Below are 237 nucleotides of genomic sequence, written 5' to 3' on the forward strand. Positions count from 1 at the left end.
TCTTCTTTTAATCGCTTTTCAATTGTTGCTTTTTCATCCTCATTCGGTAGATGTTCTTCTAATAAAAGGTGCACAATGTCTAAATACTCTTTTGTTTTTGAGAGTTCGATTAAATCATACCCTTGAATTACAATTTCACCTTTTACTGTGTCAAGAAACGAAATTTTCGTCTCCGCTGCTACTACACCATCTAATCCCGGGGAAAATTTTTCTTCAGCTTTCATCATTATTTCCTCC

At 34.6% G+C, this 237-nt stretch carries 1 protein-coding gene; it reads right to left on the reverse strand.

Features of this window, described 5'->3' with window-relative positions; genetic code table 11:
• Positions 1-227, reverse strand: a 227-nt coding sequence (locus tag KI356_RS26355; protein WP_274388408.1) for a citrate/2-methylcitrate synthase, incomplete at its 3' end; no start/stop codon positions are given.
• Positions 228-237 lie beyond the last annotated feature (10 nt).

It is taken from the genome of Bacillus hominis (assembly GCF_018332515.1).
Lineage (GTDB): Bacteria > Bacillota > Bacilli > Bacillales > Bacillaceae_G > Bacillus_A > Bacillus_A hominis.